22 protein-coding genes and 1 other annotated feature are annotated in these 24,671 nt (G+C 60.8%); of the genes, 14 read left to right on the top strand and 8 right to left on the bottom strand.

Translation table 11 applies throughout. From position 1 onward, the window contains the following. Nucleotides 1–34 precede the first annotated feature (34 nt). From serB to CRO23_RS20775, 4 genes are all read left to right on the top strand, one after another. Entirely contained in the window at nt 35–1,012 is a 978-nt protein-coding gene (gene serB, locus CRO23_RS20790; protein WP_016929162.1) for a phosphoserine phosphatase, read from the top strand. Between the two features lie 19 nt (nt 1,013–1,031). After that, complete coding sequence (gene radA, locus CRO23_RS20785) at nt 1,032–2,417, top strand: DNA repair protein RadA (RefSeq protein ID WP_028127870.1); 1,386 nt, start codon at nt 1,032–1,034, stop codon at nt 2,415–2,417. A gap of 58 nt (nt 2,418–2,475) precedes the next feature. Further along, the gene (nadR, locus tag CRO23_RS20780) at nt 2,476–3,750 is read left to right on the top strand and encodes a multifunctional transcriptional regulator/nicotinamide-nucleotide adenylyltransferase/ribosylnicotinamide kinase NadR (RefSeq protein WP_016929160.1); all 1,275 of its coding nucleotides are present in this window, start codon (nt 2,476–2,478) and stop codon (nt 3,748–3,750) included. 133 nt (nt 3,751–3,883) lie between these two features. Then, nucleotides 3,884–5,317: a glycosyltransferase family 39 protein gene (locus tag CRO23_RS20775; protein ID WP_097102787.1), complete on the top strand. Its 1,434-nt coding sequence runs from the start codon at nt 3,884–3,886 to the stop codon at nt 5,315–5,317. A 31-nt stretch (nt 5,318–5,348) separates the two neighbouring features. On the opposite strand, the gene CRO23_RS20770 is transcribed toward CRO23_RS20775, so the two are convergent. Continuing rightward, complete coding sequence (locus CRO23_RS20770) at nt 5,349–6,350, bottom strand: zinc-binding alcohol dehydrogenase family protein (RefSeq protein ID WP_097102785.1); 1,002 nt, start codon at nt 6,348–6,350, stop codon at nt 5,349–5,351. A 97-nt stretch (nt 6,351–6,447) separates the two neighbouring features. On the opposite strand from CRO23_RS20770, the gene CRO23_RS20765 reads away from it, so the two are divergent. Then, complete coding sequence (locus CRO23_RS20765; RefSeq protein ID WP_016929157.1) at nt 6,448–7,359, top strand: LysR family transcriptional regulator; 912 nt, start codon at nt 6,448–6,450, stop codon at nt 7,357–7,359. Nucleotides 7,360–7,389: 30 nt separating this feature from the next. On the opposite strand, the gene ettA is transcribed toward CRO23_RS20765, so the two are convergent. From ettA to CRO23_RS20745, 4 genes are all read right to left on the bottom strand, one after another. Next, nucleotides 7,390–9,057, bottom strand: coding sequence for an energy-dependent translational throttle protein EttA (gene ettA / locus CRO23_RS20760; protein ID WP_025159620.1), 1,668 nt, complete (start codon nt 9,055–9,057; stop codon nt 7,390–7,392). Nucleotides 9,058–9,199: 142 nt separating this feature from the next. Beyond that, nucleotides 9,200–9,697: an OmpA family protein gene (locus CRO23_RS20755; protein WP_016929155.1), complete on the bottom strand. Its 498-nt coding sequence runs from the start codon at nt 9,695–9,697 to the stop codon at nt 9,200–9,202. 38 nt (nt 9,698–9,735) lie between these two features. Continuing rightward, entirely contained in the window at nt 9,736–10,983 is a 1,248-nt protein-coding gene (locus tag CRO23_RS20750) for a diguanylate cyclase domain-containing protein (protein ID WP_016929154.1), read from the bottom strand. Further along, nucleotides 10,980–11,585, bottom strand: a complete 606-nt coding sequence (locus CRO23_RS20745) for a YfiR family protein (RefSeq protein WP_015376603.1) — start codon at nt 11,583–11,585, stop codon at nt 10,980–10,982. Before CRO23_RS20745 ends, CRO23_RS20750 begins: the two co-directional genes overlap by 4 nt. 639 nt (nt 11,586–12,224) lie before the next feature. On the opposite strand from CRO23_RS20745, the gene sltY reads away from it, so the two are divergent. Both sltY and trpR read left to right on the top strand, forming a co-directional pair. After that, nucleotides 12,225–14,153 carry a murein transglycosylase gene (gene sltY / locus CRO23_RS20740; RefSeq protein ID WP_016929153.1) on the top strand — a complete coding sequence of 643 codons (1,929 nt, stop codon included), beginning with the start codon at nt 12,225–12,227 and terminating at the stop codon, nt 14,151–14,153. A 54-nt stretch (nt 14,154–14,207) separates the two neighbouring features. Next, nucleotides 14,208–14,537 carry a trp operon repressor gene (gene trpR, locus CRO23_RS20735; protein ID WP_016929152.1) on the top strand — a complete coding sequence of 110 codons (330 nt, stop codon included), beginning with the start codon at nt 14,208–14,210 and terminating at the stop codon, nt 14,535–14,537. Between the two features lie 11 nt (nt 14,538–14,548). Here trpR and yjjX read toward each other — a convergent pair whose 3' ends face one another. Continuing rightward, entirely contained in the window at nt 14,549–15,067 is a 519-nt protein-coding gene (gene yjjX, locus CRO23_RS20730) for an inosine/xanthosine triphosphatase (RefSeq protein WP_004933015.1), read from the bottom strand. 101 nt (nt 15,068–15,168) lie between these two features. On the opposite strand from yjjX, the gene gpmB reads away from it, so the two are divergent. Further along, a complete protein-coding gene (gene gpmB / locus CRO23_RS20725) occupies nt 15,169–15,816 on the top strand; it encodes a 2,3-diphosphoglycerate-dependent phosphoglycerate mutase GpmB (RefSeq protein ID WP_079451082.1) in 648 nt (215 codons plus the stop codon). Here gpmB and robA read toward each other — a convergent pair. Then, nucleotides 15,813–16,682, bottom strand: coding sequence for an MDR efflux pump AcrAB transcriptional activator RobA (gene robA / locus CRO23_RS20720; protein WP_033641224.1), 870 nt, complete (start codon nt 16,680–16,682; stop codon nt 15,813–15,815). The two genes, gpmB and robA, sit on opposite strands and share 4 nt — an antisense overlap. A 342-nt stretch (nt 16,683–17,024) precedes the next feature. Here robA and creA point away from each other — a divergent pair, with 342 nt between their 5' ends. Continuing rightward, on the top strand, nt 17,025–17,504 hold the full coding sequence (gene creA / locus CRO23_RS20715; protein WP_004933005.1) for a protein CreA: 480 nt from the start codon (nt 17,025–17,027) through the stop codon (nt 17,502–17,504). A 51-nt stretch (nt 17,505–17,555) separates the two neighbouring features. Here the strand turns inward: creA and arcA are convergent, their stop codons facing one another. Then, nucleotides 17,556–18,272, bottom strand: a complete 717-nt coding sequence (gene arcA / locus CRO23_RS20710) for a two-component system response regulator ArcA (RefSeq protein ID WP_004933003.1) — start codon at nt 18,270–18,272, stop codon at nt 17,556–17,558. 629 nt (nt 18,273–18,901) lie between these two features. Here arcA and CRO23_RS20705 point away from each other — a divergent pair. From CRO23_RS20705 to thrC, 5 genes are all read left to right on the top strand, one after another. Then, a complete protein-coding gene (locus tag CRO23_RS20705) occupies nt 18,902–19,588 on the top strand; it encodes a tRNA/rRNA methyltransferase (RefSeq protein ID WP_016929150.1) in 687 nt (228 codons plus the stop codon). Nucleotides 19,589–19,782: 194 nt separating this feature from the next. Beyond that, nucleotides 19,783–19,869, top strand: a complete 87-nt coding sequence (thrL, locus tag CRO23_RS20700) for a thr operon leader peptide (protein ID WP_071525951.1) — start codon at nt 19,783–19,785, stop codon at nt 19,867–19,869. Next, nucleotides 19,808–19,925: a sequence feature (Thr leader region), on the top strand. (Overlaps the previous gene by 62 nt.) Before the next feature lie 24 nt (nt 19,926–19,949). After that, complete coding sequence (thrA, locus tag CRO23_RS20695) at nt 19,950–22,409, top strand: bifunctional aspartate kinase/homoserine dehydrogenase I (RefSeq protein ID WP_016929149.1); 2,460 nt, start codon at nt 19,950–19,952, stop codon at nt 22,407–22,409. 1 nt (nt 22,410) lies between these two features. After that, entirely contained in the window at nt 22,411–23,340 is a 930-nt protein-coding gene (gene thrB / locus CRO23_RS20690) for a homoserine kinase (RefSeq protein WP_016929148.1), read from the top strand. A gap of 3 nt (nt 23,341–23,343) precedes the next feature. Then, entirely contained in the window at nt 23,344–24,633 is a 1,290-nt protein-coding gene (gene thrC, locus CRO23_RS20685) for a threonine synthase (RefSeq protein ID WP_097102783.1), read from the top strand. Nucleotides 24,634–24,671: the final 38 nt, after the last annotated feature.

Genomic DNA, 24,671 nt, shown 5'->3' with positions numbered 1-24,671 from the left:
TCATGCAGCGTTTTTGTCCATTCAGGAGTCAATGATGTCAAACAGTCTGACCTATTGCGATCTTCCGGCGGAGATCTCTCAATGGCCGGGTCTTCCCCTTTCGCTCAGCGGCGACGAAGTGATGCCGCTGGACTACCGGGCGGGCAATACCGGGTGGCTGTTATACGGCAGAAAGCTGGACAAGGCGCGCATTACGCAATTCCAACGCAAGCTGGGCGCGGCGATGGTGATCGTCACCGCCTGGGGCGTGGACGACTATCAGGTCGTGCGCCTGGCGGGCACCTTGACGCCGCGCGCCAAGCTGCTGGCGGCGGAGAGCGGGCTGGACGTGGCGCCGCTCGGCAAGATCCCGCACTTGCGCACGCCGGGGCTGCTGGTGATGGATATGGATTCGACGGCGATCGAGATCGAATGCATTGATGAGATCGCCAAGCTGGCGGGCGTCGGCGAACAGGTGGCGGAAGTCACCGAACGCGCGATGCGCGGCGAGCTGGACTTTACCGCCAGCCTGCGCCAGCGCGTCGGCACGCTGAAAGGGGCCGACGCCAACATCCTCAAGCAGGTGCGCGACGAGCTGCCGCTGATGCCGGGGCTGACCAGCCTGGTGGGCAAGCTGCAGGCGATGGGGTGGCATGTGGCGATCGCCTCCGGCGGTTTCACCTACTACGCCGAATACTTGCGCAACCGGCTGCGGCTGGTGGCGGCGGCGGCCAACGAGCTGGAGATCCGCGACGGCAAGCTGACCGGCGAAGTGCTGGGGCCGGTGGTGGACGCGCAGTTCAAAGCCGATACGCTGCTGCGGCTGGCGGAGAAGCTGGAGATCCCGCTGGCGCAGACCGTGGCCATCGGCGACGGCGCCAACGATTTGAAAATGATGCAGGCGGCGGGGTTGGGCATCGCCTACCACGCCAAGCCGAAAGTGTATGAAAAAGCGCAGGTGGCGATCCGGCATGCGGATCTGATGGGCGTACTGTGTATTCTCACCGGCAGCCTGAAACACGAAGTGCGATAACGAAAGATTGAGGTAAGACGTGGCAAAAGCGGCAAAACGGGCATTTGTGTGCAATGAGTGCGGGGCGGACTATCCGCGTTGGCAGGGGCAGTGCAGCGCCTGTCAGGCCTGGAACACCATCACGGAAGTGCGTTTGGCCGCGTCGCCCGCAGCGGCGCGCAACGATCGCCTCAGCGGCTATGCCGGCGACGCCGGCGTCAGCAAGGTGCAGAAGCTGTCGGAAATCAGCCTTGAGGCGCTGCCGCGCTTCACCACCGGCTTTCTCGAGTTCGATCGCGTGCTGGGCGGCGGCGTGGTGCCCGGCAGCGCGATTCTGATCGGCGGCAACCCCGGCGCCGGCAAGAGCACCCTGTTGCTGCAGGTGCTGTGCAAACTGTCCGAACAGATGAAAACCCTGTACGTCACCGGCGAGGAATCGCTGCAGCAGGTGGCGATGCGCGCCCACCGTCTGGGGCTGCCGACCGGCGGCCTGAACATGCTGTCGGAAACCAGCATCGAGCAGATCTGCCTGATCGCTGAGCAGGAACAGCCGAAGCTGATGGTGATCGACTCGATTCAGGTGATGCACATGGCGGACATTCAGTCTTCGCCGGGCAGCGTGGCGCAGGTGCGGGAAACCGCCGCCTACCTGACGCGCTTCGCCAAGACGCGCGGCGTGGCGATCGTGATGGTCGGCCACGTCACCAAAGACGGCTCGCTGGCCGGGCCGAAAGTGCTGGAACACTGCATCGACTGTTCGGTGCTGCTGGACGGTGACGCCGATTCCCGCTTCCGCACCCTGCGCAGCCACAAGAACCGCTTCGGCGCGGTCAACGAGCTGGGGGTGTTCGCCATGACCGAACAGGGGCTGCGCGAAGTCAGCAACCCGTCGGCGATCTTCCTTAGCCGCGGCGATGAAGTCACTTCCGGCAGCTCGGTGATGGTGGTGTGGGAAGGCACCCGGCCGCTGCTGGTGGAGATCCAGGCGCTGGTGGATCACTCGATGATGTCCAACCCGCGCCGCGTGGCGGTGGGCCTGGAGCAGAACCGGTTGGCGATCCTGCTGGCGGTGCTGCACCGGCACGGCGGGCTGCAGATGTCGGATCAGGACGTGTTCGTCAACGTGGTCGGCGGGGTGAAGGTCAGCGAGACCAGCGCCGACCTGGCGCTGCTGATGTCGCTGGTCTCAAGCCTGCGCGATCGGCCGTTGCCGAACGATCTGGTGGTGTTCGGCGAAGTGGGGCTGGCGGGGGAGATCCGCCCGGTGCCGAGCGGCCAGGAGCGCATCTCCGAAGCGGCCAAGCACGGCTTCAAGCGCGCCATCGTGCCGCACGGCAATATGCCGAAAAAGCCGCCGGCCAACATGCAGGTGTTCGGGGTCAAGAAGCTGGCGGACGCGCTGGACGTGCTGGAAGGGTTTTATTAATGTCGCCGACGGCGAGCAAGATATGCTATTTTGTTTAGCATATTAAACGGAGGTGGCCATGCCGCAATTTGATTACCTGAAGACGTCCATCAAGCAAAAGGGCTGCACGCTGCAGCAGGTGGCGGATGCCAGCGGCATGACCAAGGGCTATCTGAGCCAGCTTTTGAACGACAAAATCAAAAGCCCGAGCGCGCAAAAACTTGAGGCGCTGCACCGTTTTCTCGGGCTGGAGTTCCCGCGTAAAGAGGTTAAAGTCGGCGTGGTGTTTGGTAAATTTTACCCGCTGCATACCGGCCACATCTATCTGATCCAGCGCGCCTGCAGCCAGGTGGACGAGTTGCACGTTATTTTGTGCCACGACGAACCTCGCGACCGCGAGCTGTTCGAGAACAGTTCAATGTCGCAACAGCCGACGGTCAGCGATCGCCTGCGCTGGCTGCTGCAGACCTTCAAGTACCAGAAAAACATCCATATCCACTCGTTCGACGAGCAGGGCATCGAACCCTATCCGCACGGCTGGAACGTGTGGAGCGACGGCATGAAGGCCTTTATGGAACAGAAGGGCATCGTACCGAGCTTCATTTATTCCAGCGAAGCGCAGGATGCGCCGCGCTACCGCGAGCATCTGGGCATCGAAACCATTTTGGTCGACCCCGAGCGTTCGTTCATGAACATCAGCGGCAATCAGATCCGCCAGGATCCATTCCGCTATTGGGACTACATCCCGACCGAGGTGAAGCCGTTCTTCGTGCGCACCGTGGCGATCCTCGGCGGCGAGTCGAGCGGCAAATCGACGCTGGTCAACAAGCTGGCCAACATCTTCAACACCACCAGCGCCTGGGAATATGGCCGCGATTACGTGTTCTCGCACCTGGGCGGCGACGAGATGGCGCTGCAATACTCCGACTACGACAAAATTGCCCTCGGGCAGGCGCAATACGTGGATTTCGCGGTCAAGTACGCCAACAAGGTGGCGTTTATCGATACCGATTTCGTCACCACCCAGGCGTTTTGCAAAAAGTACGAGGGGCGTGAACACCCCTTCGTGCAGGCGCTGATCGACGAATACCGTTTCGATCTGGTGATTCTGCTGGAAAACAACACGCCGTGGGTGGCGGATGGCCTGCGCAGCCTCGGCAGCACCGCCGATCGTCTGGCGTTCCAGCGCCTGCTGGAGGAAATGCTGCGCGCTAACGACATCGAGTATGTGCATGTTGAGTCCAGCGATTACGAAGAGCGTTTTCTGCGCTGCGTCGAGCTGGTGCAACAGTTGCTGGCGGCGGACGCCGGCCGGTTGGCGAACGCACCCGCCCAGCATCACGCCGCAGGCTGAGAAAATTAGCGGAATGTGCGGTCGCGGCGGCAGAAACGGCCGCCCGGGCGCACATTTAACGGCTTGTTTAAACATGGTTCATTCGACAGCGACTACGGTAAGATTTTCTTTACAATAACGCTCAGAAGAAGACATGTCTTATCGCTTGCTCGCTCTTTGGTTGGTCTGCTATGCCGCAGCCTGGACGCTGCTGACTGTTCATCTCGATCCTACCCTGCCTTACGACGCCGTCGAGGCGCTCAACTGGGGCCTCAACGGCGAGTGGGGCTCACCGAAAAACCCGTGGCTGGTCGGGGCGGCGATGCAGCCGGCGATCGGGTTCTCGTGGCTGCCGCTGAACTTGTACTGGTATGGCGGGCACTTCATCGCCATCGCCATCGGTATGCTGGGTGTCTGGCTGTTGGCGCGCCGGCTGAGCGGCAGCACCTCGCTGGCCTGGATGGCGCTGTTGACGCTCAACCTGTCCGGCATCATCAATTTCGACATCATTCCCTACAACGACAATTACCTGTTGGTGATGCTGTGGCCGTGGATGGCGCTGTTTTTCCACCTGGCTATTTCGCGTTCGACCAACTGGTGGCCGGCCTTCGCGTTGGCCGCCGGGCTGGCGATGATGGCGAAGTACTCGACCTTCGCCTTTGTCTATTTCGCTGCGCTGTCGACGCTGTTCGTGCCGCAGATCCGCCGCTGCTATCGCCAGCCGCAGTTCTATCTGGCGGTGGCGATCTGGTTGGCGCTGGTGCTGCCGAACGTGTTCTGGTTGTGGAACCACGACTTTGCCGCCTTCAAGTGGGTGGATTCGCAGATCAAGATGCAGCTCAACCTCGATATGCTGCAGTCGCTGCTGCTGGTGTTCTATCCGTCGCTGGTGCTGTGGGGGATCCTGCGGCGTAGCGGGGCGGTGCTGGCCTGGCCACCGGCGTTGCCGATGCGGGTGTTGCTGTGGGTCTATCTGTTGCCGCTCGGCATCATTACCTTCTGGTTCTCTTTCAACGTCGGCGGCCGGCTGACCGAATGGCTGCAGCCTTTCTTCATGCTGGCGCCCGCGCTGCTGGTCGGTTGCGTGCGCCAGCCGCCGGTGCGTTCGCTGCGCGCGGCAACCATTGGGCTGATGTGTGCGGCGCTGGCGGTCTATCTGGGGTATGCCGCGGTGATGCTGGGCAACGTGCGCAACGCCGGTCAGAAAATGGTGGGTATCAAGGCGTTCAGCGCCGGGGTGGAGCGGCAGTGGCAAGAGCGGTATGGCGTTGAACTGCGCTACGTCGGCGGCGAATACCTGTCGCAGTGGATGACGGTGTACGCCGGTTCCCGGCCGCGGACCATTACGCGTTGGTCCAATCATGCGCGGCCGAATATCTACAACGTCAACATCAGCTATCCGCAGATTGCGCAGCACGGCGTCGCCCTGTTCGGGCGGTTGGGTGAAGACTGCGCGCACAGCGACTTTGGCGGTGAGTTGGCCCACTGGCCGAAGATGCGCCTCGATTGGCAGCAGACGCTGACCTTCCGCGCCGATCCGCATAGTGACGAGCAGATGCTGTGCGTCGGCTTCGTTCGTCCACAGTAACGGCGGCGCGCTGCGCCGCCGCGATTCAGGCTCAGTAAGCGATGACCAGCTTGCCTTGCATATGGCCGCCGAGCAGCTGTTGATGCGCGGCGGTCAGCGTGTCTACCGACAGCCCGTGCAGGGTTTCGCTCAGCGTGGTGCTCAGCTTGCCCTCGTCCAGCAGCTGCGCCACCTGCTGCAGGATCTTGCCCTGCTGCGCGATATCCGGGGTGGTGAACATGCTGCGGGTGAACATGAACTCCCAGTGCAGCGCGGCGCTTTTCAGCTTCAGCGCGTTTTGATCCAACGGCTGCGCGTTCTCGACGATGGTGCAGATATGGCCGAGCGGCGCGATCAGTTCGGCCATCGCCGGCCAGTGGCCGTCGGTATCGTTCAGACACAGGATGTAATCCACCTGCTCGATGCCGTGCTGCGCCAGGTTGCCCTTCAGATCGCGGTAGTCCACCACCAGATCGGCGCCGCGCTCACGGCACCAGGCGGCGGATTCAGGTCTTGATGCGGTGGCGATCACTTTCACCTTGCTGCGCAATGCGGCCAGCGGAATGGCCAGCGAGCCGACCCCGCCGGCGCCGCCGATGATCAGCAGCGTCTTGTGCTCCGGCGCGTCCTGAATGTTCAGGTGTTCGAACAGCGCCTCCCAGGCGGTGAGGGCGGTGAGCGGCATGGCGGCGGACTCGGCCCAGTTCAGGCTGCGCGGTTTGTGCGCGGCGATGCGTGAGTCGATCAGTTGGTGACTGCTGTTGCTGCCGGGGCGGGTGATGTCGCCGGCGTACCACACTTCATCGCCGGGCTTGAAGCCGCTGACGCTGTTGCCCACGCCCACCACGATGCCGCTGGCGTCCCAGCCGAGGACGCGCGGCTGCTGCAGGCCGCTTTTCTGCAGGCCGGCGTGCACTTTGGTGTCCACCGGGTTGACCGACGCCGCTTTCACTTCCACCAGCAGATCGTACTGGCCGGGAACCGGCATCTCCGGTGAGATTTCGATGAAACTGGCGGGGTTCTGCGGGTCTACGGCAATGGCTTTTATCGACATGATTGTACTCCTTTCAAATGATGCCCCCAGTGTAGACCCGCGGCAGTGGGGTGATAAGATGGACAATATCTAACTGAGTGTTCGTTTAAGGTGAACAATGGAATTCAAACAGCTGCAGGATATGGCGCTGTTCGCGCTGGTGGCGGAGTGCGGCAGCTTTACCGCCGCCGCGCAGCGCGTGGGGTTGCCGAAATCCAGCGTCAGCCAGCGCATCAGCCAGCTTGAGCAGACGCTGGGGCTGCGCTTGCTCAATCGCACCACGCGCCAGCTGAACCTGACCTTCGCAGGCGAGCGTTATCTGGAGCATTGTCAGGCGATGATGTCCGCTGCCGAACGCGCCGATCTGGCGTTGCAGCGGCTGCGCGATAACCCGAGCGGGCGCCTGCGCATCTCGACGCCGGCCGGGCTGGGGGCGACCCTGGTGGCGCGGCTGGCGGCGGATTTTCAGCGCCAGTACCCGGACGTTTCGCTGGAGGTGTCGGTGTCCGACGCCATGGTGGATCTGGTGCAGGAAGGTTACGACGCCGCGCTGCGCACCGGCAAGCCACAGGATTCTTCGCTGATCGGCCGACGCCTCGGGTACGCGCCGCGCTATCTGCTGGCGGCGCCGTCCTACCTGGCGCAGCACCCGCCGATCGAACATCCGCAGCAACTGCAGCAGCATCGTTGCATCGCCCACCGCGCCTGGACGGCCTGGAACCTGCGCTGCGGCGATGACTACTACCGTTGGCAGCTGCCGCTGGCGCACACCACCGACAACCTGCTGTATGCGCGCGAATGCGCCATTGCCGGTGCCGGCATCACGTTGCTGCCGGCGTTTCTCAGCCGCGAGGTGGTGGCGCAGAAGCTGTTGGTGGAGGTGTTGCCGGCGTGGCGTGCGGAAGGGAACGAGCTGTATCTGGTCTACCCGAGCCGCAAGCTGAACTCCCCGGCGCTGGCTTGTTTCATCGATGTGGTGCTGCAGCACCCGGCGTTCGACGATTACGCGCGCGAGTTGGCGCGGGGGTAAAAAAAGGCGCCGCATGCGGCGCCTTGGGCATTACTTGGCGATCTTTTTGTACTTGATGCGGTGCGGCTCGAGCGCATCGGCGCCCAGCGTGCGCTTCTTGTACTCTTCGTACTCGGTGAAGTTGCCTTCGAAGAATTCCACCTTGCCCTCGTCCTGGTAGTCCAGGATGTGGGTGGCGATACGGTCGAGGAACCAACGGTCGTGCGAGATCACCATGGCGCAGCCAGGGAATTCCAGCAGGGCGTTTTCCAGCGCGCGCAGGGTTTCGATATCCAGGTCGTTGGTCGGTTCATCGAGCAGCAGCACGTTGCCGCCAACCTGCAGCAGCTTGGCCAGGTGCAGACGGCCACGCTCACCGCCGGACAGCTCGCCCACGCGTTTGCCCTGATCGACGCCCTTGAAGTTGAAGCGCCCGACATAGGCGCGGCTCGGCATCTCGGTGTTGCCGATGCGCATGATGTCCTGCCCGCCGGAGACTTCTTCCCACACGGTTTTCGAACCGTCCATGCTGTCGCGGAACTGATCGACGGAAGCGAGTTTGACGGTGTCGCCCAGCACGATGCTGCCGGAATCAGGCTGCTCCTGACCGGACATCATGCGGAACAGCGTGGATTTACCCGCGCCGTTCGGGCCGATGATGCCGACAATCGCGCCTTTCGGCACCGAGAACGACAGGTCGTCGATCAGCAGGCGGTCGCCATAAGACTTGCGCAGGTTGCTGACTTCGACCACTTTATCGCCCAGGCGCGCGCCAGGTGGAATGAACAGTTCGTTGGTTTCGTTACGTTTCTGGTATTCGGTGTTGTTCAGCTCTTCAAAGCGGGCCAGGCGGGCCTTGCCTTTGGACTGACGGCCTTTGGCGCCCTGACGCACCCACTCCAGCTCTTTCTCGATCGACTTGCGACGAGCGGCTTCGGCGGACGCTTCCTGCGCCAGACGCGCGTCTTTCTGCTCCAGCCAGGACGAGTAGTTGCCTTCCCACGGAATGCCTTCGCCGCGGTCGAGTTCGAGGATCCAGCCGGCCACGTTATCCAGGAAGTAACGGTCGTGGGTGATCGCCACCACGGTGCCTTCAAAGTCGTGCAGGAAGCGTTCCAGCCAGGCCACGGACTCGGCGTCCAGGTGGTTGGTCGGTTCGTCCAGCAGCAGCATGTCCGGCTTTTCCAGCAGCAGGCGGCACAGCGCGACGCGGCGGCGTTCACCCCCGGACAGGTGGGCGATTTTGGCGTCCCAGTCCGGCAGGCGCAGCGCATCGGCGGCGCGTTCCAACTGGGCGTTGAGGTTGTGACCGTCGTGCGCCTGAATGATCTCTTCCAGGCGGCCCTGTTCGGCGGCCAGCTTGTCGAAGTCTGCGCCTTCTTCCGCGTACAGCGCGTACACTTCGTCCAGGCGCTTCAGCGCGCCGACCACTTCCGCCAGCGCTTCTTCCACCGATTCACGCACGGTGTGTTCGAGGTTAAGCTGCGGCTCCTGCGGCAGGTAACCGATCTTGATGCCCGGCTGCGGGCGCGCTTCCCCTTCGATATCGGTATCGATGCCGGCCATGATGCGCAGCAGGGTGGACTTACCGGCGCCGTTCAGGCCCAGCACGCCGATTTTTGCCCCAGGGAAGAAGCTCAGGGAGATGTTTTTCAAAATATGACGCTTCGGCGGTACCACCTTGCCGACGCGGTGCATGGTATAGACGTATTGAGCCACGTTGCTCTAAGCCTCTCTATATCAGTATTTATAGGATGTCTGGCGGCATGAGTGTAGCCCGTTTCGATCTCGGATCCCAGACATCGCTCAGCGATCGCCAAGTATAACCGTTTATGCGCCGATAAAGGCGCATATTGGTGGCTTATGGCGTGACGACGATCGCGACGCGGCGGTTTTCCGCGCGGCCGCTGGAGGTGCGGTTATCGGCAACGGGATCGCGCTTGCCCATGCCGCGGGTTTCGATATTGGCGCGCGGAATGCCGACGCTGGCCAGCAGATCGGCCACCGCATCGGCGCGGCGCAGGGAAAGCTGATCGTTATAGCTGTCTTCACCGTAGTTGTCGGTATGGCCGTCCAGGCGGAACTTGGTGATGCCGACGCTCAGCAGCGCACGGCCCATCTTCTGCACCGTCTCGGTGCTTTCCGGGTTCAGCTTGCCGATGTTGTTGCCGAACAGCACCTTATCCGACAGGCCGAACTCCCAGCCGTTATCGGTCAGTTTGAAGCCCTGCGATTGCAGCAGCGCAACCTGCTCGGGCGTCAGGCCCTGCGGTTTGCTCTGGCAGCCGGCGAGCGCCAGCAGGGCGACGAACGCCATCGCCAGCAGTGAAAAACGACCTTTAAACAGTTGCTGTATCATAGTCAAAATCCCTAGTTCAAGTGTTATAGCCGGGGCTCTTATTTATGTATAGCCAGCCGCCAGCCTCCGTTATAACGATGCTTTGCCTGATACATCGCATCGTCAGCTTCGTGCAAAAGACCCTGAGGCGTCGACGCGTGATCAGGGTACAGCGCAATACCGATACTCAGAGAGGTGATGACCGCCTCGTCGTTCGGCAAAATGACCGGTTGCGTCATGCAGTCGATGATGTTGTCAGCGATCTGCAAGACATCTTCCGTGCCGTGTACCGGCGCCAACAGCACGGCGAATTCATCCCCTCCCAGGCGGGCGACCAGATCGGTCTCGCGCAACTGCGCGCGAATGCGCCCGGCAATGGTGGTCAGCACCGCATCGCCTGCGGCGTGGCCGTAACTGTCGTTCACCTCCTTGAAGCGATCGCCGTCGATAAACAGCACCGCCAATTTCGCCGGCGGTTCGATATCGCCCAGCGCCCGGCTCAGCCGCCCTTCGAAGAAGGCGCGGTTCGGCAAGCCGGTCAGGCTGTCGTGCGTCGCCCGGTGAGCCAGCGAGTCGTTTTCCTGCTTCAGATGGGCCTGCCAGGCCTCCAGCTCGTCGAGCAAGCCGTTGAAATCGTTGCTGAGCTCATGCAGCTCGGCGATAGGCGCCGACGGCACCCGCAGGCCGAAAGTGCGATCGCGGCGCACTGCATGTGCCACGTTGGCGATGTCGTCAAGCGAACTGACGATGCCGACCAGCATGCGGCGCGACAACACCAGGGCGCACAGGGTGCTGAGCACCAGGCAGGCGATCATGCCGACCATGCCGCGCAACAGGAAACGCAGCAGGCTGCCGCCGTTGCCGCTCAGCCAGACCTGGCCGACCTGTTTGCCCTCGTGGGTGATAGGCAGAATGACCGGTTCGGGCAGCGCCCAGTGCGCGACGATCTGCTCTAGGCCGTGCAGCGGCCCATCGGTAGGATGGCGCCAGTTGGCCAGCATCTTGCCGTTGTTGTCGAGGATCCGCGCGTCCGACACCTCTTCATTGGAGGATATCAGCATCAGCGCTTCGCGCGCGGCGGTGCGGTCTTCAAACACCACGGCGGCCTCGACGGTATAGCTGATGGAGCGCGCGATCAGGTGCAGGTTGTGATTGGCATAGGCGCGCAGCGCAAACAGCGCCACCAGCGTCAAAAAGATGCCGGCGGTGCCGACGGCGATCAGCGCCAGCCCAAGATGCACACGCTGCAGTACTCGGCCCAGCGTCGGGCGCGCATTGCCGGAGCGGTTTCTACGCAACAGCCTCATAGCGGCGGCGCCTGTTTGCGTGCCAGCTGCAGCACGTTGGGGTGAACGCGCACGCCGCTGCGCGCCAGAGCATCCAGGTTGACCTTGAAGCTGGCCTGGTCCCCATCAATCTGCAGGCAAAATGCGCTGCCGGCGGAGCATTCGCTATCGTTCTCGCTGATGCTGAGAATGGAGTTGCCGGAAATGCGCTGCATGAAATTTTGTCTCTGCGCGGCGGTGATGTTCCCTAAGTAGATGACATCACAGCCGGTACTCAGCGTTGGGCTGTCGAACGGCACGCGCTCGGCTTTAATCGGACGCGGCGCGCTCAGCAGGATCGGATCGAACAGCCCTTCGGCATACTGGGTGGGTGCGGTCACGCACAAGCGGATCGGATTGGGTTCACGCGACCAGCGTGCGTAGCTGATGATGCCTACCACCACGGTCGTCACGGCGTGCGTGCGCTTTTGATAGGGATCAGCGGCGGCGTGCGCAGGCTCGGACAACGTCAGCAGCACCAACAAAACGATCAGCAGCAGGCGGCCGATATTCAGGCGTGCGTCAAGGAAGCCCGGTTCGGGGCTTTTTGCGCAACGCATCGCTATCGCGGTCTTATTCACCATCTTCACCCGCCATTCCGGCCTGATCCACCGCCCGCAGGCCGTGGCCTGACAAGGAAAAATCCGGCCCGCTTGAAGGGACAATCGTTTTGCTGAAAGCTGTCAGTCGCACTGCCTAATGAACACTATCTAACCCATAATTGGCGCGGATTGTATTATAAGATGTCTTCGTTGGGCGCTTTATGTGCTGTTTTCTCGGAATTATCTTACTTATTTTTGATAGTATAAAAATGCCCACCCGGGTTTGCCACCGCTTTTCTGCAAAGTTGGCGCGTTTAGCCTGCTGTCAGGCGATTTGCGCAACGGCGGCGTCATGTCGAAAATGCAATAATGTGATGGCTAATAATTAAAAAGTATTTTACTTCTCCAATAAGTGCCGGGGCAGCTAATAAAAATCCGGTGGCTGGAAATATCCCGCCGGCCTGATTTGTCAGCCAAAGTAAACGTTTTTTACCTGGCCCTCGTCATGGCGATACACTTCTTCTTCTACAGTATTGAATGGATAAGCGATTGCGCTGTCTATGGTAGATATCCGCGTCCGGGCCGTGCGCCCGGCTTTATTTTGTCCCGCGGCGCCGTGGTGCGGCGGTCACCGGGGAGCTGGGCGGCTCCTGCGGTACAACCAGTGAGGAAAGAGCGAGGATGGTCAAGGTGGACAAGCGACGGCTGTTGGCAATGGGCCTGTGTCTGACGGCGTTTTCAGGCGCGGCGCTGGCGGATTCTCTGGATGCGCAACGTCAGCGTTACCAGCAGATCAAACAGGCATGGGACGGCAATCAAATGGACGTGGTGGCGCAGCTGATGCCGACGCTGCGCGATTACCCGCTTTATCCTTACCTGGAATACCGCGAGCTGACACAGGATCTGAGCCAGGCGGGGTTCTCCGAGGTGAACGACTTTATCAAACGCCACCCGACGCTGCCGCCGGCGAAATCACTGGTGCCGCGCTTCGTCAATGAACTGGCGCGGCGCGAAGACTGGCGCACCCTGTTGGCCTTCAGCGCGCAGCCGCCCAAACCGGTGGCTGCGCGCTGCAACTATTACTACGCCAAATGGGCTACCGGTGACCAGCAGGCGGCCTGGAGCGGCGCCGATGAACTGTGGCTGAACGGCAAAACGTTGCCGAGCGCCTGCGATCGTCTGTTCAGCGTCTGGCGCGGCGCAGGCAAGCAAACGCCGCTGGATATTCTGGCGCGCATGAAGCTGGCGTTGAAAGAGGGTAACAGTTCGCTGGTCAGCAACCTTTACGGCCAGTTGCCGGCCGACTATCAAACCATGGGCAACGCCCTGGTGCGCTTGCAAAACGATCCGACCACCGTGGAAGCCTTCGCCCGCAGCGTGGGGCCGACTGACTTTACCCGTGCCGCCACCGGCATCGCCTTTGAACGCCTGGCGCGGCAGGATGTGGAAAACGCGCGGGCGATGATCCCGACGCTCGCGCGGTTGCAGAAAATGAGCGACGACGAACGGCTGGGGTTGGAAGAGGCGGTGGCCTGGCGCCTGATGGGCAGCGACGCTACCTACGAGCAGGCGCAGTGGCGCGATCAGGTGATTCTGCGCAGCCGTTCGCCTTCGCTGTTGGAGCGCCGAGTACGCATGGCGTTGGGCAACGGCGATCGGCAGGGCGTCGCGACCTGGCTGGCCCGCCTGCCGGAAGAGTCGCGCAACAAGGATGAGTGGCGCTACTGGCGCGCCAGTCAACTGATGGACGAAGGCAAACGCGCCGAAGGCGAGGAGATGTTGCGTAACCTGATGACCGAACGCGGCTTCTATCCGATGGTCGCGGCGCAGAAGCTGAACGCCACTTATCCGGTGATGGTGGCGGTGGCGGCCAAGCCGCGCACGTCGCTGGTCGACGGGCCGGAGGTCGCCCGGGTGCGTGAGCTGATGTACTGGAATATGGACAACCTGGCCCGCAGCGAGTGGGGCTCGTATGTCGCCAGCCGCAGCCGGCCGGAACAAGAAGCGCTGGCGCGCTACGCCTTTGAGCAAAAATGGGCCGATCTGAGCGTGCAGGCGACCATCGTCGGCAAGCTGTGGGATCATCTGGAGGAGCGTTTCCCGGTCGCCTGGCCGCAGGAGTTCCGCCGCGCGACCGATGACAAGGGGATCACCACCAGCTACGCGATGGCGATCGCGCGTCAGGAGAGCGCCTGGAATCCGAAAGCGCAGTCGCCGGTTGGCGCTACCGGCCTGATGCAGGTGATGCCGCGCACCGCGCAGCATACGGTGCAGATGTACAATATTCCCGGCTATGTCGGCCCGAGCCAACTGTTCGATCCGCAGACCAATATCACCATCGGCACCAGCTATCTGGAGTCGGTCTATCAGCAGTTTGGCCGCAACCGCATTCTGTCGAGCGCCGCCTATAATGCCGGCCCGTCGCGGGTGAATACCTGGCTGGGCAACAGCGCGGGGCGGATCGATCCGGTGGCATTCATCGAAAGCATTCCGTTCTCTGAAACCCGCGGCTACGTCAAGAACGTGCTGGCTTATGATGCATTTTACCGTTATCTGACGCACCGGCCGGCCAAGGTGCTGACCGACGCCGAGTGGCAGAGACGTTATTGATTTTGACGGCCCTATGGTATGCTGCTGTACTAGTTAAATAGTATGGTGGCTGCCATGACGCAATTATCGTTAAACGACCCCGCTCTTTCAGAACAAGGCAATGAGGATTGGCTGCGCTTCGTCGCGCTGCTGCAGAATTCCTTTGCGCAAGAACTGCATCAACCGCTGCTGCAGCTGATGTTGACGCCGGACGAGCGCACCGCGCTGGGCACCCGGGTGCGGATCATTCAGGAACTGATGCGCGGCGAGATGAGCCAGCGCGAGTTAAAAAATGAACTGGGCGCGGGGATCGCCACCATCACCCGCGGATCGAACAGCCTGAAAGCGGCTTCACCCGCGCTGAAACAGTGGCTTGAGCAGCAGCTGTTGCACGACGCGCCCTAGCAGACTCAGCGTTATTGCTGATAGATGGCGTTGTGGAACGGCACCAGCGCCAGCAGGAGCGCCTGGTGGTAAACGCTGGTGCGGCTCAGCCGGCCGTCGGTGAAGACGCCGATGGCGCCGCCCTGACGTTTCACCTCGGCGTTGCCGGTGATCGCCGCCATTTCGCTGCCCAATTCGCGACCGGCGCGAATACCTTGTAAGATGACCTCCGGCAGCATCAGGCTCGCCGAGCGGGATTCGCCACGGATGTGCGGGTTCTCGATGGTCATCCAGGCGAAGGTCATATTCTCTTCAATCCCGGCTTCCACGCCGACCCAAAAATCGGCCTCGGGCCTGACCTGGCGCGCTTCCATGACGCGTTGACGCGAACCGGTGCGGGTTTCGTGGTTGCCTATCGGCTGCAGCGAGACGCCGCTGGCGACGTCAACGGATTCAATGCGGTATTGGCCCGCGCCAAAGACGTCATCGAAGGCGAGTTGAATAGCCTTGATCTTTGCCGGGTTGGTAGTTGCAGCGACAACATGGTACATAACGGGTTTGATATCCTTCTGGCCGATACGCCGGGCAGCGGCAAAAGCGCCACCGGGCCGGGGATAAATGCAAATTTCACGCAGTATAACGGAAAACAAAAATGTTACAGGTATACCTCGTTCGCCATGGCGAAACGGAATGGAACGCGGCTCGCCGTATCCAGGGTCAGTCCGACAGCCCGTTAACCGCCATGGGGGAACACCAGGCCCATCTGGTCGCCAGGCGCGTCAGCAAAGAAGGCATTACGCACATCATTACCAGCGATCTGGGGCGCACGCGGCGCACCGCGCAGATCATCGCCGACGCCTGTGGCTGCGAAGTGATTAGCGATCCGCGTTTGCGTGAGCTGCACATGGGGGTTCTGGAAGAACGCCTGATCGACAGTTTGACGCCGCAGGAAGAGCAGTGGCGCAAACAGATGGTCGATGGTACTCCTGACGGCCGTATCCCTCAAGGCGAATCCATGGAGGAGCTGGGCGAGCGCATGCGCGCCGCGCTGGAGAGTTGCCTGATGCTGCCTGAAGGCAGCAAGCCGCTGCTCGTCAGTCATGGCATCGCGTTGGGGTGTTTGATCAGTACGGTGCTGGGGCTGCCGGCCTATGCGGAACGCCGCCTGCGCTTGCGCAACTGCTCACTGTCGCGCGTCGATCACCAGCAGAGCCCTTGGCTGGCTTCCGGCTGGATCGTGGAAACGGCGGGCGATGTCACGCATTTGGACATGCCCGCGTTGGACGAACTGCAGCGTTAACGCCGAATCGGGATCAGGTAATCGCACTTGATCTCGATAGGCGCCTGATGCGGACGGCGCTCGCCTTTCGGATAGAAGCGCTCGATGTCGTGCCCTTTGCGGCGCGTCAGCTGGAGCGCCGGCAGGCAGGTGCCGTAGACCGTCAGAATAAAGTCTTGCAGTCCCTCGGTGGGCCCTTCGTAGCTGAACATCGCAAACTCACCGCCCGGCAACACCAGCGGCTGGCCTTCCTGTACCTTGTCAGGCACCTGATCCGGCTCCAGCGCCGTGGTGTACAGCACTTCCTGTTCGTCGTCCTTCTCTTGGCTCGGTCGCGAGTGGTGCAGCCCGTACAGCACCGGCGGCAGGGTTTCGACGTCACCGAGGAACTGACGCCAGAACTGTGAGCGCAGTTCGGTGCGCACGGTGGTGATCTGTTCCAGCGTACAGGAGTAGCTTTGGGTCAGGCCGACCAGGTGCTTGTCCGGCAGCGAGACGAATTCCGGCTGCGGCAGGGTGAAGGCTCCCAGACGGATCGGCGGACAGATGCCGAATGCGTTCCAGTCTTCGGCGCGGCGGTACAGCGCCGGCGTCTGCGCAAACTGTTTTTTGAAGGCGCGGGTGAAGGTCTGCTGCGAGTCGAAGCGATATTGCAGGGCGATATCCAAAATCGGCCGGCTGGTCAAACGCAGCGCGACGGCGGCTTTGGACAGCCTCCTTGCCCGGATGTAAGCACCGATGGCGTTACCGGTAATATCTTTGAACATCCGTTGCAGATGCCATTTGGAGTAGCCTGCCTTGGCCGCCACGTTATCCAGCGACAAGGGTTGGTCCAAATGGCTTTCCAGCCAGCTAAGCAGATCACGAATGATACCGGCTTGATCCATAGATCTTCCTCGTAAAGCTTGGGGGTAGGAACCCGAACTGTTGATTCGTCACGCTGGTGCTGCGCTATCAGACCGATCCATGAGCCATTATGCGTTGCACTCTTTGCCTCTGCTGCGCATGCCGCGCCAGAGTTGGATTGGGGTACACCGTAGTGGGCGCAAAGAAATAACGACGCCGCATCATAGCAATTTTTTTACTCCGCGACTCTCAAAGATTTTTGTCACGCTCTGTGCTAAAACGGACGGTGCGGACCCGTAAAAAACCGATTCCGTGAGCTTAGACATAAATAATGGCGACCGCCGAACCTATTTTTGCAGCAAGGTTATACCGGAGTTAAGTAAATGAAAAAAAGCTGGATATTTTTATTCGGTTTGGTTTGCGCAACCGTTGGCAGCGCGCAGGCGGAGCAGGTGGGCTCCGTTGATACGGTGTTTAAATTGTTGGGGCCGGACCACAAAATCGTGGTGGAAGCGTTCGACGATCCGGACGTTAAAAATGTAACTTGTTATATCAGCCGCGCCAAAACCGGCGGCATCAAAGGCGGCCTGGGGCTGGCGGAGGACACCGCCGACGCGGCCATTTCCTGCCAACAGGTGGGGCCTATCGAGCTGAGCGACAAGATCAAAAACGGCAAGGCGGAAGGCGATGTGGTGTTCCAGAAACGCACCTCGCTGGTGTTCAAGAAGTTGCAGGTGGTGCGCTTCTATGACGCCAAGCGCAATTCGTTGATTTACCTGAGCTACTCCGACAAGGTGATCGACGGTTCGCCGAAGAACGCGTTGAGCGCGGTGCCGATCATGCCGTGGGCTGAGACGAAATAAAAAAACGGGGTTCAGCATGCTGAACCCCGTTTTCATGACGGCAGGCCGGAATTACTCTTCCAGATCGCCGCAGAAGCGGTAGCCTTCGCCGTGAATGGTGGCGATGATTTCCGGCGTGTCCGGCGTCGATTCGAAGTGTTTGCGAATGCGACGGATGGTGACGTCCACGGTGCGGTCATGCGGCTTCAGCTCGCGGCCGGTCATTTTCTTCAGCAGTTCGCCGCGCGACTGGATCTTGCCCGGGTTTTCGCAGAAGTGCAGCATGGCGCGGAATTCGCTGCGCGGCAGCTTGTATTGTTCGCCGGCCGGGCTGATCAAAGAACGGCTGTTGATGTCCAGCTCCCACCCATTGAACTTGTAGCTCTCGACCAGGCGGCGCTCTTCGCCCAGGCTGCCCAGGTTCATGGTGCGCGACAGCAGGTTGCGCGCGCGGATGGTCAGCTCTCGCGGGTTGAACGGCTTGGTGATGTAATCGTCGGCGCCGATTTCCAGGCCGAGGATTTTGTCCACTTCGTTATCGCGACCGGTCAGGAACATCAAGGCGACGCTGGCCTGTTCACGCAGTTCGCGCGCCAACAGCAGGCCGTTTTTGCCTGGCAGGTTGATGTCCATGATGACCAGATTGATATCATTTTCAGACAGGATATTGTGCATCTCTGCACCATCATTGGCTTCATGAACAATGTAGCCTTCCGCCTCGAAAATGCTCTTCAGGGTGTTACGAGTGACTAACTCGTCTTCGACAATCAGAATGTGCGGGGTCTGCATATTTGCTACCTAAAATTGCCAACAAAATAGAAAATCGGAAGTACAGAAGTCTTTGTTTTCTTAGAGGAGGGCAGAGATAGCGCCACGTTCCCTCTCAGCAAATGACTAAAGTACGTAAACTCGTTCTTGATGCACTTTCCATCTCATGTCAACAAGATCGCTAGCCTGGTGGGGATGCTGTTCCCTACAACCCCTGGGGTGCCGAAACGGCGCATATCCTAACCCCATTAACAGCAATATAACAGCGCGTGCCGAATTCATCACCCAACAAAACTACGCTTTGTTGACATATATCAAATTCAATTGTAGCACGTTAACAGATTTGTGAAAAACACTTACAGAAATGCCAGTTTAAGTCACAGAACCTCAAATTCTGTGAACGATTCAGCATTATCCGGCCCGATAGGATACAATTATTCGCTTATTGATCATCGCGTTGTTTTAACTTATTGATAAATAAACGCAGTAAAACATAAGCACGAATAATGACTATTACGATGGGTTTATTAGCTCAACGAGCCGTTTAATCTTGTTTGTTGCTATTAACGCGTTTATTGTTACGTAATTGTAAATATAAGCGGGCGCTGCGCCATCGTCAAAAACGCAGGCCCGCCTTCGGTGGAAGAGTGATGCAGCTTCATATTGTTTTAGTGGCTCCGGCGCGGCCGGAAAATGTTGGCGCGGCGGCGCGCGCGATGAAAACCATGGGCTTCACGTCGTTGCGCATCGTCGATAGCGAGGCGCACCTGCAGCCGGCGGCGCGCTGGGTAGCGCACGGTGCCGGCGAGATCCTCGACGGCGTGCAAACGTTCGCCACGCTAGAGCAGGCGCTGGCGGGCGTGGATTTTACCGTCGCCACTACCGCCCGCAGCCGCGCGCGCTTTCACTACTACTGTACGCCGCCCGAACTGCTGGAACAGCTGAGCGAGCGTAAGCAGTGGGTCGGCCAGGCCGCGCTGGTGTTCGGCCGCGAAGATTCCGGCTTGACCAACGAAGAGCTGGCGTTGGCGGACTTGCTGACCGGCGTGCCGATGCAGGCGGACTATCCGTCGCTTAACCTGGGCCAGGCGGTGATGGTGTACTGCTACCAGCTGGCTAGCCTGATGGGTGTCAATACGCCACAGGAAACGGCGGCGTCGGAAGGGCAGCTTAAGGCGCTGCGCCGCCGCGCCGATGCCTTGTTGAGCGCATTGGATGTCGGCGATGACCAAAAATTGCGCGACTGGCTGCACCAGCGCCTCGGCGCGCTGCAACAGCGAGATACGGCGATGCTGCATACGCTGCTGCACGACATCGAAAAAAAACTCGCCAAGTGATAGCGGCTCCATCAGACGGTTACCCAGCGTGATCCACTAGTAAATCGGCTTTAAGTTGTTTTTTTGTTCTGTCATTTTGCTTTTCACCTGTTGCATCGCGCATTACCGCCGCTGAACGGAAAATAAGCAAAAAAAAGAAATAGTTTGACTTGGGATAGCGATTGCTTTAACCAATAGAGGGGACAGAGTATTTCATGAGACAGACAGACAACATGCGCAACATCAGCCTGAAAACCACAATTATTACCACCACCGATACCACAGGTAACGGGGCGGGCTGACGCGCACAGGAAACACAGAAAAAAGCCCGCACCTAATCAGTGCGGGCTTTTTTTTCGGCTTAAATTCGGAGAGATCACACATGCGAGTGCTGAAATTTGGCGGAACCTCGGTGGCGAATGCAGAACGTTTTCTGCGCGTCGCCGACATCATGGAGAGTAATGCGCGTCAAGGGCAGGTAGCCACGGTCTTGTCCGCCCCCGCAAAGATCACCAACCATCTGGTGGCGATGATCGACAAAACGGTGGCGGGCCAGGACATTCTGCCGAATATCAGCGACGCCGAGCGGATCTTTGCCGACCTGCTGAGCGGGCTGGCGCAGGCGCTGCCGGGCTTTGAATACGATCGCCTGAAAGGCGTGGTCGATCAGGAATTCGCGCAGCTCAAACAGGTGCTGCACGGCGTCTCGCTGCTGGGGCAGTGCCCGGACAGCGTGAACGCGGCGATCATCTGCCGCGGCGAAAAACTCTCCATCGCCATCATGGAAGGGGTGTTCCGCGCCAAGGGCTACCCGGTCACGGTGATCAACCCGGTGGAGAAACTGCTGGCGCAGGGCCACTACCTGGAGTCTACCGTGGATATCGCCGAGTCCACGCTGCGCATCGCCGCAGCGGCGATCCCGGCCGACCACATCGTGCTGATGGCCGGTTTCACCGCCGGGAATGACAAGGGGGAACTGGTGGTGCTGGGCCGCAACGGCTCCGACTATTCCGCCGCGGTGCTGGCCGCCTGCCTGCGCGCCGACTGTTGCGAAATCTGGACCGACGTCGACGGCGTGTATACCTGCGATCCGCGCACCGTGCCGGACGCCAGGCTGCTGAAATCGATGTCGTACCAGGAGGCGATGGAGCTTTCCTATTTCGGCGCCAAAGTGCTGCACCCTCGCACCATCACGCCGATTGCCCAGTTCCAAATCCCTTGCCTGATTAAAAACACCTCTAACCCGCAAGCCCCCGGCACGCTGATCGGCAAAGACAGCACCGATGACGCAATGCCGGTGAAAGGCATCACCAACCTGAACAATATGGCGATGATCAACGTCTCTGGCCCGGGCATGAAAGGCATGGTCGGCATGGCCGCGCGGGTGTTCGCCGTGATGTCGCGCGCCGGCATTTCGGTGGTGCTGATCACCCAATCCTCTTCCGAATACAGCATCAGCTTCTGCGTGCCGCAGGGCGAACTGCAGCGCGCCCGCCGCGCGCTGGAGGAGGAGTTCTATCTGGAATTGAAAGACGGCGTTCTGGATCCGCTGGACGTCATGGAGCGCCTGGCGATCATCTCGGTGGTCGGCGACGGCATGCGCACCCTGCGTGGCATTTCCGCGCGCTTCTTCTCCGCGCTGGCGCGCGCCAACATCAATATCGTCGCCATCGCCCAGGGCTCTTCCGAACGTTCAATCTCGGTGGTGGTCAGCAATGACTCCGCTACCACCGGCGTGCGCGTCAGCCACCAGATGTTGTTCAACACCGATCAGGTGATCGAAGTGTTCGTCATCGGCGTCGGCGGCGTCGGCGGGGCGCTGATCGAGCAGATCTACCGCCAGCAGCCGTGGCTGAAACAAAAACATATCGATCTGCGGGTGTGCGGCATCGCCAACTCGCGCGTGATGCTGACCAACGTGCATGGCATCGCGTTGGACAGCTGGCGCGACGAGCTGGCCGGCGCGCAGGAGCCGTTCAATCTCGGCCGCCTGATCCGGCTGGTGAAGGAGTATCACCTGCTGAACCCGGTAATCGTCGACTGTACCTCCAGCCAGGCGGTGGCCGATCAATATGTGGACTTCCTGGCGGACGGCTTCCATGTGGTAACGCCGAACAAAAAGGCCAACACCTCGTCGATGAACTATTATCAGCAACTGCGCGCGGCCGCGGCCGGTTCGCACCGCAAGTTCCTGTACGACACCAACGTCGGCGCCGGTTTGCCGGTGATTGAGAACCTGCAAAACCTGCTGAACGCCGGCGATGAGCTGGTGCGCTTCTCCGGCATCCTGTCCGGCTCGCTGTCCTTTATCTTCGGCAAGCTGGACGAAGGGCTGTCGCTGTCGGCGGCGACCCTGCAGGCCAGAGCCAATGGCTACACCGAGCCGGATCCGCGCGACGATCTGTCCGGTATGGACGTGGCGCGCAAGCTGCTGATCCTGGCGCGCGAGGCCGGTTACAAGCTGGAGCTGAGCGATATCGAGGTCGAGCCGGTGCTGCCGCCGTCCTTCGACGCGTCGGGCGACGTGGACCATTTCCTGGCGCGGCTGCCGGAACTGGATAAAGAGTTCGCGCGCAACGTGGCCAATGCCGCCGAGCAAGGCAAGGTGCTGCGCTATGTCGGTCTGATCGACGAAGGGCGCTGTAAGGTGCGCATCGAGGCGGTGGACGGCAACGATCCGTTGTATAAAGTGAAGAACGGCGAGAACGCGCTGGCCTTCTACAGCCGTTATTATCAGCCGCTGCCTCTGGTGCTGCGCGGCTACGGCGCCGGTAACGATGTGACCGCAGCGGGCGTGTTCGCCGATCTGCTGCGCACACTGTCATGGAAGTTGGGAGTTTAATATGGTTAAGGTGTATGCACCGGCCTCGATCGGTAACGTTAGCGTCGGTTTCGATGTGCTGGGCGCGGCGGTTTCGCCGATCGACGGCACGCTGCTGGGCGACTGCGTCAGCGTGGAAGCCGCCGAGACGTTCAGTTTGCAGAATGCCGGGCGCTTTGTCAGCAAGCTGCCGGCCGAGCCGAAAGAGAACATCGTTTATCAATGCTGGGAGCGTTTCTGCCAGGAGATCGGCCGCGAAGTGCCGGTAGCGATGCGGCTGGAAAAGAACATGCCGATCGGATCGGGGCTGGGCTCCAGCGCTTGTTCGGTGGTGGCCGGGCTGATGGCGATGAACGAATTTTGCGATCGCCCGCTGGATAAGACGACGCTGCTCGGCCTGATGGGCGAGCTGGAAGGGCGCATTTCCGGCAGCGTGCATTACGACAACGTGGCGCCCTGCTATCTGGGCGGCCTGCAGCTGATGCTGGAAGAGGAAGGCATTATCAGCCAGGAGGTGCCGTGCTTCGACGATTGGCTGTGGGTCATGGCCTATCCGGGCATCAAGGTCTCCACCGCCGAAGCGCGCGCCATTTTACCCGCGCAATACCGTCGTCAGGATTGCATCAGCCATGGCCGCTATCTGGCCGGCTTTATTCATGCCTGCCATACCCGGCAGCCGCAGTTAGCCGCCAAATTGATGCAGGACGTGATCGCCGAACCGTACCGCACTCGTCTGCTGCCGGGCTTCGCCGAAGCGCGCAAGGCGGCGCAGGACATCGGCGCGTTGGCCTGCGGGATCTCCGGCTCCGGCCCGACGCTGTTCGCCGTCTGCAATGACGGCGCCACCGCGCAGCGCATGGCCGCCTGGCTGCAACAACACTATCTGCAAAACGACGAAGGTTTTGTTCATATTTGCCGTCTGGATACCGCAGGCGCTCGACTACTGGGATAACGCATGAAACTGTACAACCTTAAGGATCACAACGAGCAGGTCAGCTTCGCGCAGGCGATCAAACAAGGCCTGGGCAAGCAGCAGGGGCTGTTCTTCCCGCTGGAGCTGCCGGCGTTCGAACTGACCGAGATCGACCACCTGCTGGAGCAGGACTTTGTCACCCGCAGCAGCCGTATTCTGTCGGCCTTTATCGGCGAAGAGGTGCCGGAGGCGGCGCTGAAGAAACGCGTGCAGGCCGCCTTTGAGTTCCCGGCGCCGGTGGCGAAAGTGACGGAAGACGTCTCCTGCCTGGAGCTGTTCCACGGCCCGACGCTGGCGTTCAAAGACTTTGGCGGCCGCTTTATGGCGCAGATGCTGGCGGAAGTGGCCGGCGATCAGCCGGTGACCATTTTGACCGCCACCTCCGGCGACACCGGCGCCGCCGTGGCGCACGCCTTCTACGGCCTGAAAAACGTCCGGGTGGTGATCCTCTACCCGCAGGGCAAAATCAGCCCGTTGCAGGAGAAACTGTTCTGCACCCTGGGCGGCAACATTCACACCGTGGCGATCGACGGCGACTTCGACGCCTGTCAGGCGCTGGTGAAGCAGGCGTTTGACGATCAGGAATTGAAAGATGCGCTGCACCTGAACTCGGCCAACTCGATCAACATCAGCCGTTTGCTGGCGCAGATCTGTTACTACTTCGAAGCGGTGGCGCAGCTGCCGCAGGAAGCGCGCAATCAGCTGGTGATTTCGGTGCCGAGCGGCAACTTCGGCGATCTGACCGCCGGGCTGCTGGCCAAGTCGCTGGGTCTGCCGGTGAAGCGCTTCATCGCCGCCACCAACGCCAACGATACCGTGCCGCGCTTCCTGACCAGCGGCCAGTGGCAGCCGCACGCCACGGTCGCGACGCTGTCCAACGCCATGGACGTCAGCCAGCCAAACAACTGGCCGCGTGTGGAAGAGCTGTTCCGTCGTAAGGTCTGGCAGCTGAAAGAGCTGGGCCACGCGGCGGTCAGCGATGAGACCACCAGGGAAACGATGCGTGAGCTGGCCGAACTGGGCTATGTCTCCGAACCGCACGCGGCCATCGCCTACCGCGCGCTGCGCGATCAGCTGCAGGAAGGGGAGTTTGGTCTGTTCCTTGGCACCGCGCATCCGGCCAAGTTTAAAGAGAGCGTGGAAGCGATCCTCGGCCAGGAACTGCCGTTGCCGAAAGCGCTGGCGTTGCGGGCCGAACTGCCGCTGTTGTCGCACACGCTGCCGGCCAGTTTCGGCGAGCTGCGCACGTTCCTGATGGCACTTCCGGCCTGAAATTCGGCAGGTTAGAATGCGAAAAGCCGTCTTGCGAC

Origin of the sequence: Serratia sp. JKS296 (assembly GCF_900215445.1) — a bacterium.
Classification (GTDB): Bacteria; Pseudomonadota; Gammaproteobacteria; order Enterobacterales; family Enterobacteriaceae; genus Serratia; species Serratia marcescens.
This window is presented reverse-complemented; position numbering and strand designations above follow the sequence as displayed.

Coding starts and splice junctions, on each gene's coding strand:
- CRO23_RS20745 (WP_015376603.1), bottom strand. CDS start 11,585: ATGGTGAATAAGACCGCGATAGCGATGCGTTGCGCAAAAAGCCCCGAA.
- gpmB (WP_079451082.1), top strand. CDS start 15,169: ATGTTACAGGTATACCTCGTTCGCCATGGCGAAACGGAATGGAACGCG.
- CRO23_RS20750 (WP_016929154.1), bottom strand. CDS start 10,983: ATGAGGCTGTTGCGTAGAAACCGCTCCGGCAATGCGCGCCCGACGCTG.
- CRO23_RS20765 (WP_016929157.1), top strand. CDS start 6,448: ATGGAATTCAAACAGCTGCAGGATATGGCGCTGTTCGCGCTGGTGGCG.
- CRO23_RS20775 (WP_097102787.1), top strand. CDS start 3,884: ATGTCTTATCGCTTGCTCGCTCTTTGGTTGGTCTGCTATGCCGCAGCC.
- CRO23_RS20770 (WP_097102785.1), bottom strand. CDS start 6,350: ATGTCGATAAAAGCCATTGCCGTAGACCCGCAGAACCCCGCCAGTTTC.
- trpR (WP_016929152.1), top strand. CDS start 14,208: ATGACGCAATTATCGTTAAACGACCCCGCTCTTTCAGAACAAGGCAAT.
- creA (WP_004933005.1), top strand. CDS start 17,025: ATGAAAAAAAGCTGGATATTTTTATTCGGTTTGGTTTGCGCAACCGTT.
- arcA (WP_004933003.1), bottom strand. CDS start 18,272: ATGCAGACCCCGCACATTCTGATTGTCGAAGACGAGTTAGTCACTCGT.
- sltY (WP_016929153.1), top strand. CDS start 12,225: ATGGTCAAGGTGGACAAGCGACGGCTGTTGGCAATGGGCCTGTGTCTG.
- CRO23_RS20705 (WP_016929150.1), top strand. CDS start 18,902: ATGCAGCTTCATATTGTTTTAGTGGCTCCGGCGCGGCCGGAAAATGTT.
- robA (WP_033641224.1), bottom strand. CDS start 16,682: ATGGATCAAGCCGGTATCATTCGTGATCTGCTTAGCTGGCTGGAAAGC.
- thrA (WP_016929149.1), top strand. CDS start 19,950: ATGCGAGTGCTGAAATTTGGCGGAACCTCGGTGGCGAATGCAGAACGT.
- serB (WP_016929162.1), top strand. CDS start 35: ATGTCAAACAGTCTGACCTATTGCGATCTTCCGGCGGAGATCTCTCAA.
- thrC (WP_097102783.1), top strand. CDS start 23,344: ATGAAACTGTACAACCTTAAGGATCACAACGAGCAGGTCAGCTTCGCG.
- CRO23_RS20755 (WP_016929155.1), bottom strand. CDS start 9,697: ATGATACAGCAACTGTTTAAAGGTCGTTTTTCACTGCTGGCGATGGCG.
- thrL (WP_071525951.1), top strand. CDS start 19,783: ATGAGACAGACAGACAACATGCGCAACATCAGCCTGAAAACCACAATT.
- nadR (WP_016929160.1), top strand. CDS start 2,476: ATGCCGCAATTTGATTACCTGAAGACGTCCATCAAGCAAAAGGGCTGC.
- thrB (WP_016929148.1), top strand. CDS start 22,411: ATGGTTAAGGTGTATGCACCGGCCTCGATCGGTAACGTTAGCGTCGGT.
- yjjX (WP_004933015.1), bottom strand. CDS start 15,067: ATGTACCATGTTGTCGCTGCAACTACCAACCCGGCAAAGATCAAGGCT.